The 7,758-nt window shown below is 40.5% G+C and carries 7 protein-coding genes; 6 read left to right on the forward strand and 1 reads right to left on the reverse strand.

What is annotated here, in order from left to right; all coding sequences use genetic code 11:
• Positions 1 to 38: 38 nt before the first annotated feature.
• Positions 39 to 1,328: an amidohydrolase gene (locus L1D46_RS09285; RefSeq protein WP_130051688.1), complete on the reverse strand. Its 1,290-nt coding sequence runs from the start codon at positions 1,326 to 1,328 to the stop codon at positions 39 to 41.
• Positions 1,329 to 1,645: 317 nt separating this feature from the next.
• On the opposite strand from L1D46_RS09285, the gene L1D46_RS09290 reads away from it, so the two are divergent.
• From L1D46_RS09290 to L1D46_RS09315, 6 genes are all read left to right on the forward strand, one after another.
• The gene (locus L1D46_RS09290; RefSeq protein ID WP_130051686.1) at positions 1,646 to 2,308 is read left to right on the forward strand and encodes a Crp/Fnr family transcriptional regulator; all 663 of its coding nucleotides are present in this window, start codon (positions 1,646 to 1,648) and stop codon (positions 2,306 to 2,308) included.
• Between the two features lie 54 nt (positions 2,309 to 2,362).
• The gene (locus L1D46_RS09295; protein WP_345779678.1) at positions 2,363 to 2,662 is read left to right on the forward strand and encodes a hypothetical protein; all 300 of its coding nucleotides are present in this window, start codon (positions 2,363 to 2,365) and stop codon (positions 2,660 to 2,662) included.
• A gap of 209 nt (positions 2,663 to 2,871) precedes the next feature.
• Positions 2,872 to 3,375 (forward strand): Mpo1-like protein, encoded by a 504-nt coding sequence (locus L1D46_RS09300; RefSeq protein WP_178926876.1) that lies wholly within the window; start codon positions 2,872 to 2,874, stop codon positions 3,373 to 3,375.
• A 21-nt stretch (positions 3,376 to 3,396) separates the two neighbouring features.
• Entirely contained in the window at positions 3,397 to 4,185 is a 789-nt protein-coding gene (locus L1D46_RS09305) for an SDR family oxidoreductase (RefSeq protein WP_130051683.1), read from the forward strand.
• A gap of 178 nt (positions 4,186 to 4,363) precedes the next feature.
• Positions 4,364 to 5,365, forward strand: coding sequence for a branched-chain amino acid aminotransferase (locus L1D46_RS09310; RefSeq protein WP_256854557.1), 1,002 nt, complete (start codon positions 4,364 to 4,366; stop codon positions 5,363 to 5,365).
• Positions 5,366 to 5,532: 167 nt separating this feature from the next.
• Entirely contained in the window at positions 5,533 to 7,686 is a 2,154-nt protein-coding gene (locus L1D46_RS09315) for a prolyl oligopeptidase family serine peptidase (protein WP_239977442.1), read from the forward strand.
• The last annotated feature ends 72 nt before the right edge of the window (positions 7,687 to 7,758 follow it).

A 7,758-nucleotide genomic window follows, 5' to 3' on the forward strand; every position in this document is an offset into this window, starting at 1 on the left:
GCGGGTAATGATGTTACCCGCCGGTATGAGAGTATTGATTATTTAAGGTAATCAATCACTAATTGCGTCATTGCATTTACTCCAAGCTGTAAAGCTTTCTCGTCTGCAAAAAAGTGTGGTGAATGATTACTTGGCGCTGTAACAGCATCTTGACCTTTTGGTGTTACACCTAAGAAAAAGAACATTCCTGGTGTTTCTAAGGCGTAGTAACTAAAGTCTTCTGCACCTGTGATAAGTGGGGTTGTGATCAGGTTTTCTTTGCCAACCACACCAGCGAGTGTAGGGGCCATTTTCTTGGTAAGTTCAACATCGTTCACTGTTACTGGGTAACCATGGTCAATGTGAACATGCGCTTCTGCGCCACCAGATTCAGCCACCATCTCAGCGGTTTTAGCTAAACGTTTTTTAATGTCAGCGCGCATTTCTTGGTCAAAGGTACGAATTGTGCCAACCATTTCAACTTGATCTGGGATGATGTTGTTACGTATACCACCATTAATGGCACCAAATGAAACCACTGAAGGCGCTTTGGTTACATCAACTTGGCGTGAAGCAATGGTTTGAGTTGCCATAATAATTTGTGATGAAGCTACAATTGGGTCAACACCATTCCAAGGACGAGAACCGTGAGTTTGGCGGCCTTTTACTGTGATTGTAAATTTATCGGCGCTGGCCATTAACGGCCCTTCACGAAAACCAATTTGTCCGGTATTAAGTGAGCTGGTTACGTGTAAACCAAATACGGCTTCTGGCTTTTCTTTAAATAAGCCTTCTTTAAGCATAAGCTCAGCACCGCCTTCTTCGCCCTCTGGAGCACCTTCTTCAGCAGGTTGGAAGACAAATAGAATATCACCTGCTAGTTGGTCTTTAATTTTAACTAAAGACTCCGCTGCCGCCATTAAAATAGCCACATGGTTATCATGACCGCAGGCATGCATTACGCCAACTGTATTACCTTTGTATTCAGCCGTTTGAGTTGACGCGAATGGTAAATCTACTTGCTCTTTAACAGGTAATGCATCCATATCAGCACGCAGCGCAATAAGCGGACCTTTTTTACCACCTTTCAGTTTGGCAACGACACCTGTATGAGCAACACCTGTTTGCACTTCAAGGCCTAAAGAGCGTAAATGCTTAGCTACGTATTTGGCAGTTTCAAACTCACGGTTACTAAGTTCTGGGTTTTGGTGTAAATGTCGGCGCCATTTAATGACTTTTTCGCTGACGCTTTTATTTGCAGATTTAAGTTCAGTATTAATATCACTAGCAAATGCAGGGGTAGAAATAGCACTGAGAAGTAGGCTGGTCGAAAGTAGTTTGTTTAACATCCCGTATCCTTTTATTATTTAGATATCCAAACAACCTCAAAATACGAGTTTCAGTTGGAAATAAAAGCGGTTTAGGCAAGGCATTGATTGCAAGTAATAGATGTTCTATTGTTAAAATCAATAACGCAGTATAAATCGCTTTTAAACCAACCCTTTGGGCGCTTCGCAGGCACTTACTCTCATCGTTGTTACTTCTTAAAAGGGAATGCCATTCTTGCAAAGTAACGCCTTGATATTAAGCACCTGTGAAACGCTGAATTCTGCATTTTGAGGTGGCTTGGATATATGCACACTACACCAATGTAAAGGATAAACACTTGAATGAACAAGACCTTTCGGTTATTAACCAAGATAAATGGTTTAAAAATCGAGCACAATTATTTAGGGACAAGCTAGTAAAAAATGCTAAATTAATCACCTTAAATGCCGGTGATGCATTGTTTTTGCGTGGTGATGAAAATAATGGTCTGTATTGTGTTATTAATGGCGTGCTTAGAGTTTCTGGCGTTAATAACCAAGGCAAAGAAGCTGTACTCAGTTTTGTAACCAGTGCAATGTGGTTTGGTGAAGTTGCTTTGTTTGATGGTGGTCAACGCACCCACGATGTGTATGCACAAACTACGGTAAGGCTTTTACACGTATCAGAACGGGCATTAACTCAGTTATTACAAGATCATCCCGCTTATTGGCATGATTTTGGGCTTTTGCTTACTAACAAAGTGCGAAATCTGTTTGATTCATTAGAAGATCACGCATTACTAACGGCAAAGCAAAAGGTGATTAAGCGCTTATACATGCTTTATCAGTCATCACTACAAAACTGTTTGCCGCTTACTCAGCAACAACTTGCCGATATGACCTATCTAACACGGCAAACTGTTAATCAAATTTTGCAATCCCTGCAAGCTGATTCAATTATTAATCTTAAATATCAAACGATTGAAATAATTGATATCGATAAATTGCAATCTCAATGCTAGTTTGGAACTAAAATTGCAACAAAGCTGTAATCAAGCTTAAACGGAAGACAACTTGTGGCAATTACGTTTCATAATCAATATAACCCTTATCACACTTCGGCTGCTACTAAGCTGTCGCAAACGGCCCGCCCTGAGGGTGTGAAGGCCATGCATACGCCTGCATCTTCAGCACAACAACTGTTGCAAAAGCACTCACAGCCCAGCTCTTTTCTAGCACAGGCGCAAGAAGCCTTGGTTTATCAGCGACTCGGTGTTGATAAAGAGAAAATTGACGAAATAAAAGCGCAAATAGAAAAACTAGCGGAACAAATGCAGCAACAAGGTGCAGACACCAAAGCACTGCAAGAAAAATGAATGAGCTGCAAGCGATGCTTGATGAAGAGTATCAAAAAGGACGCGAACGCATGGATATGCAGCCAGAGGCCGACAAAGGCAAGATAATTGATGCGCTGATTTGATATGCGAGTTTAATAGAGCTAGTTAAAATGTCGGATAGTTGACATTCTTGCTAGTAAATTATCTGCTAATCTGAGTTTTGAACACAGTTTTGGCAGGAAAATATAATGAAAACATTAAAACAACAACTGACAAATTACGCCCTTTATCACCGTTCTAAACGCAATATTTACACCCACTTTATTGGCATTCCATTAATTGTGTTTGCAATTATTTGTTTATTGCAACGCGTCACGCTTATCTCTGAGCCTGTTGTCATCTCTTTAGCAACCGTGGTGATTGGGCTCACCTGTCTCTATTACTTAATGCTTAGTTTATCGATGGGGTTAATTATGGCTGTATGCTTAAGTGTGTTAAGCATTGCTGCTGAGCCTGTGGTGTCGCTTTCAACACAATTATGGCTAGCCTTAAGTATTGGCAGTTTCGTTGTTGGTTGGGTTTTTCAGTTTATTGGTCATTATTTTGAAGGTAAAAAGCCAGCCTTTGTTGACGATTTAATTGGTTTGGTAATAGGGCCTTTATTTGTATTAGCCGAGTTCTTGATTATGCTTGGCTTTTATAAAGATATTGCTGATTATATCGAACAATATGCTGGGCCTAACAAAGCATAACAACAATAATAAGGAACACATATGCAATTAAATGGTAAAACAGTTTGGGTAACTGGGGCATCTTCTGGAATTGGTGAAGCACTTTGTGAGCAACTGGCGGCAAAAGGGGCAACGCTAATATTGTCTGCCCGCAATGAAGATAAACTCAATAAGCTGAATAAACGACTCGGTGGTAATCATCACGTAGTCCCCCTTGATTTGGCAAAACCCGAAGCCTTACTTGAAGATATGCCTACGGTGATAGAGCGACTTGGCCAAGTTGATGTGCTTATCAATAACGGTGGGGTGTCGCAGCGTAGCTTATTTTTAGAAAATGAATTTACGGTTTATCGCCAACTGATGGAAGTGAATTACTTTGGTTTAATTGCCTTAACTAAGGCGGTCGTACCTCAAATGGTGAAGCAAGGTATGGGGATGGTGGTCTCAATTAGCAGTGTCGCAGGTAAAGTTGGTTCGAAGTTTAGAACTGGTTATTCGGGCTCTAAGTATGCGGTAGTCGGCTTCATGGATTGCTTAAGAGCAGAATTAGCTGATAAAAACATTAATTGCCTGACCATTTGCCCAGGTTCAATTAAAACAGCCATTGCACATAACTCATTAGATGGCCAAGGTAAGCCGCAAAATAAGCCAGAGCATTCAATTGAGAACGGCATGGATGTCGCTAAAGCCGCTGCAAAAATGATTAAAGCCATTGAAGCTGAAAAAGATGAGGTTGTAATTGGTGAAGGCATAAGTGGTTTAGCACCGACCATTAAGCGCTTCTTTCCGAGCTTCTTTAATCGGCTAACGGCAAAAATGAATTACCGATAATTCGCTATTATTTATTAGTAAATGATTCTCAGTAAACAATGTGCAACTTGGCTTGCACATTTTTTGTACCAAACGGTCGAATTATTATCACTATAATCTATAAAAGGCACTAGTTTGCTATGGTTAAACGGGGATAGATTAGCTTACAATGGGGTAAAAGTAGTCCAAACAAGAGAGAATAACAATGGCCGCATTTGGTACTGTATTTATGCCACAAATGATCCAAGCACGTTTTGCTGATAACTCATGGAGTGAAAGCGCGCTGGTCCCATCTGATAAAATCGAATTACATGCGGGTGCTCACGTATTACATTACTCAAGCACCTGTTTTGAAGGATTAAAAGCATTTCGTCACGAAGATGGCTCGGTCTATATCTTTCGTATGGATGCTAACATTGCTCGTATGAAACAAAGCTCTAAGTTACTAAACTTACCTGACTTTGAAGAAAGCATGCTCGAGCAAATGATCAAAGACATTGTAAAAGAGTACGCAGACGAAACACCAACACCTCCGGGTTCTATGTATATTCGCCCAACTCACATTGGTACAGAAGCAGCAATTGGTAAAGCCGCTGCACCGTCAATGAGCTCACTTCTTTATGTATTACTTTCGCCAGTGGGTGATTATTTTTCAGGTGGTGCAACGGCATTACGCGTATTACTTGAAGAAGACGGCATGCGCTGTGCTCCACACATGGGTATGGTTAAAAGTGGTGGTAACTACGCAAGTGCATTAGGCCCAATCTTAGAGGCTCGTTCAGAACATCAAGCAGACCAAATTTTGTTCTGCCCAGGTGGCGATGTTCAAGAGACTGGTGCTGCAAACTTTATTCTAATTGATGGTGATGAAATCATCACAAAAGCGCTTGATAGCACATTCTTACACGGCGTGACGCGTAATAGTATTTTAACGATTGCGAAAGATTTAGGTATGACGGTATCTGAGCGTAATTTTACCGTTTCTGAGTTGCTTGAAAGAGCTGCTAAGCCAGGAACTGAAGCAGCGTTATCGGGTACTGCTGCGGTACTTACTTCGGTTGGTACGCTTATTCATAACGACCAAGAGTTTAAAGTAGGTTCGGGTGAGCCGGGTGAGAAAGTCGCTAAATTACGTCAAGCATTGAATGATATTCAATGGGGTAAATCAGCAGATACACATGGTTGGTTAACAAAAGTATAATCTCAAGAGTGTTTACTTGTGTAAATTTATAAGAGCCACGCCAATGCGTGGCTTTTTGTTTTTACATTGGTTTACAGCGCATTTCGTGATTAACCGCAAATAACTAGACATTCTAATGTATTAATTTTACTTTCATTTCATTAACAATAACTAAAAGTAAAGTGACTATGATCAAGAAAACATTAGCATGTGCAATTGTTGTTGCATTGGCGGGTTGCGGTGAATCTACCCCTACAAAAACAGAACAAACAGTAAAAACTGCAGAGGTTAAAGCTGCTGTGAATTATCCAGAAACTAAAAAAGGCAATGTTGTCGACGAATACTTCGGTGAGAAAGTAGCCGATCCATATCGTTGGTTAGAAGACGATATGAGCGACGAAACTGCACAGTGGGTAAAAGCCGAAAATGACGTTACTTTTTCTTATCTAAAAAATATTCCTTATCGCGATGAACTTAAAACTACACTCGAAAAGTTAATGAATTATGAAAAAGTGACAGCTCCATTCAAAGAAGGTGAGTACACTTATTTTTATAAAAACGATGGCCTGCAAAATCAGTACGTGGTGTATCGTAAAAAAGGTGACTCAGAAGCTGAAGTTTTCTTAGACCCTAATACCTTCAGTGCTGATGGAACAACATCAATGTCGGGCTTAACTTTTACAGAAGACGGCACCTTAGCTGCCTATCAAATTTCTGAAGGTGGTAGTGACTGGCGTAAAATCATTATTATTGATACGGCAACAAAACAGCCTATTGAAGTGGCATTAGTCGATGTTAAATTCAGCGGTATCTCTTGGTTTGGTAATGAAGGCTTCTATTACTCAAGCTACGATAAGCCAAAAGGAAGTGAGCTTTCTGCAAAAACGGATCAACATAAAGTTTATTATCACAAATTAGGCACAGCGCAAGCTGATGACCAATTAATTTATGGTGGCACAGAAGCACAGAAACATCGCTATATTGGTGCTGAGGTTACTCGTGACAATCGCTATTTAATTATTGCTGCAAGCACTTCGACATCAGGTAATAAGTTATTTATCAAAGATTTAACTAAGCCTGATAGCAAGTTAGTGACAATTTTAGATAATACAGACTCAGATACATCAATTATAGATAATGACGGTACAAAGCTTTATTTAGTGACTAACTTAAACGCACCAAATAAGCGTGTTGTTACTGTGGATGCTGCTGATCCAAGTCCTGACAACTGGCAAGATTTAATCCCTGAAACTGAGAATGTATTGAGTATTTCAAAGGGCGGTAATTACTTCTTTGCTAAGTATATGGTTGATGCTATATCGCAAGTAAAGCAATACGATAAATCAGGTAAACTTGTGCGTGATATCAGCTTACCAGGTGTGGGTACCGCGTATGGCTTTAGCGGTAAACATGATGCACCAACACTGTATTATTCATTCACTAATTACACCACACCAGGCAACATTTACTCGTTTAATGTTGAGTCTGGCGAGTCTGATGTGTATCGCAAGTCAGGCGCTAAATTTAACAGCGAAGAATATACTTCAGAACAAGTGTTCTACACATCGAAAGATGGCACTAAAGTTCCGATGATTATTTCGTACAAGAAAGGCACTGAGCTTAATGGTAAAAATCCAACTATCTTATATGGCTACGGTGGCTTTAATGTAAGTTTAACGCCAAGTTACAGCCCGACAGTTGCTGCATGGCTTGAGCATGGTGGTGTTTATGCTGTTGCTAATATTCGTGGTGGTGGCGAATACGGTAAAGATTGGCATGTAAATGGTACACAGCTTAAGAAGCAAAATGTATTTGATGACTTTATTGCGGCGGCTGAGTATTTAAACAAAAATCAATACAGCTCACCTGATTATCTGGCGGTACGTGGTGGCTCTAATGGTGGCTTGTTAGTTGGTGCGGTTATGACACAGCGCCCTGAGTTATTTAAAGTCGCGTTACCTGCTGTAGGTGTATTAGATATGCTGCGTTACCACACCTTTACTGCCGGCGCTGGTTGGGCATATGATTACGGCACCAGTGAGCAAAGTAAAGAAATGTTCGAGTACTTAAAAGGCTACTCGCCAGTTCACAATGTTAAAGCGGGTGTTAGCTACCCAGCAACCTTAGTGACAACAGGGGACCATGATGACCGTGTAGTGCCTGCGCATTCATTTAAGTTTGCTGCTGAACTGCAAGAAAAAGGTGCGAAACAAAACCCATATCTTATTCGCATTGAAACAAATGCTGGGCATGGTGCAGGTACGCCAACAAGTAAGATCATCGACCAATATGCTGATATTTATGGTTTTACCCTCTATAACATGGGTATTAAATCGCTATAAGGAAGTGTTTGCTTAACGAACATTGAAAACGCCGAGCTTAAGCTCGGCGTTTATATATCCATCAAATTAACT

The organism is Pseudoalteromonas sp. Isolate3 (assembly GCF_022398505.1).
GTDB lineage: Bacteria > Pseudomonadota > Gammaproteobacteria > Enterobacterales > Alteromonadaceae > Pseudoalteromonas > Pseudoalteromonas apostichopi.

Excerpts from the sequence above, each read along its gene's own strand:
- L1D46_RS09285 (WP_130051688.1), bottom strand. The coding sequence starts at position 1,328 with ATGTTAAACAAACTACTTTCGACCAGCCTACTTCTCAGTGCTATTTCT.
- L1D46_RS09300 (WP_178926876.1), top strand. The coding sequence starts at position 2,872 with ATGAAAACATTAAAACAACAACTGACAAATTACGCCCTTTATCACCGT.
- L1D46_RS09305 (WP_130051683.1), top strand. The coding sequence starts at position 3,397 with ATGCAATTAAATGGTAAAACAGTTTGGGTAACTGGGGCATCTTCTGGA.
- L1D46_RS09315 (WP_239977442.1), top strand. The coding sequence starts at position 5,533 with ATGATCAAGAAAACATTAGCATGTGCAATTGTTGTTGCATTGGCGGGT.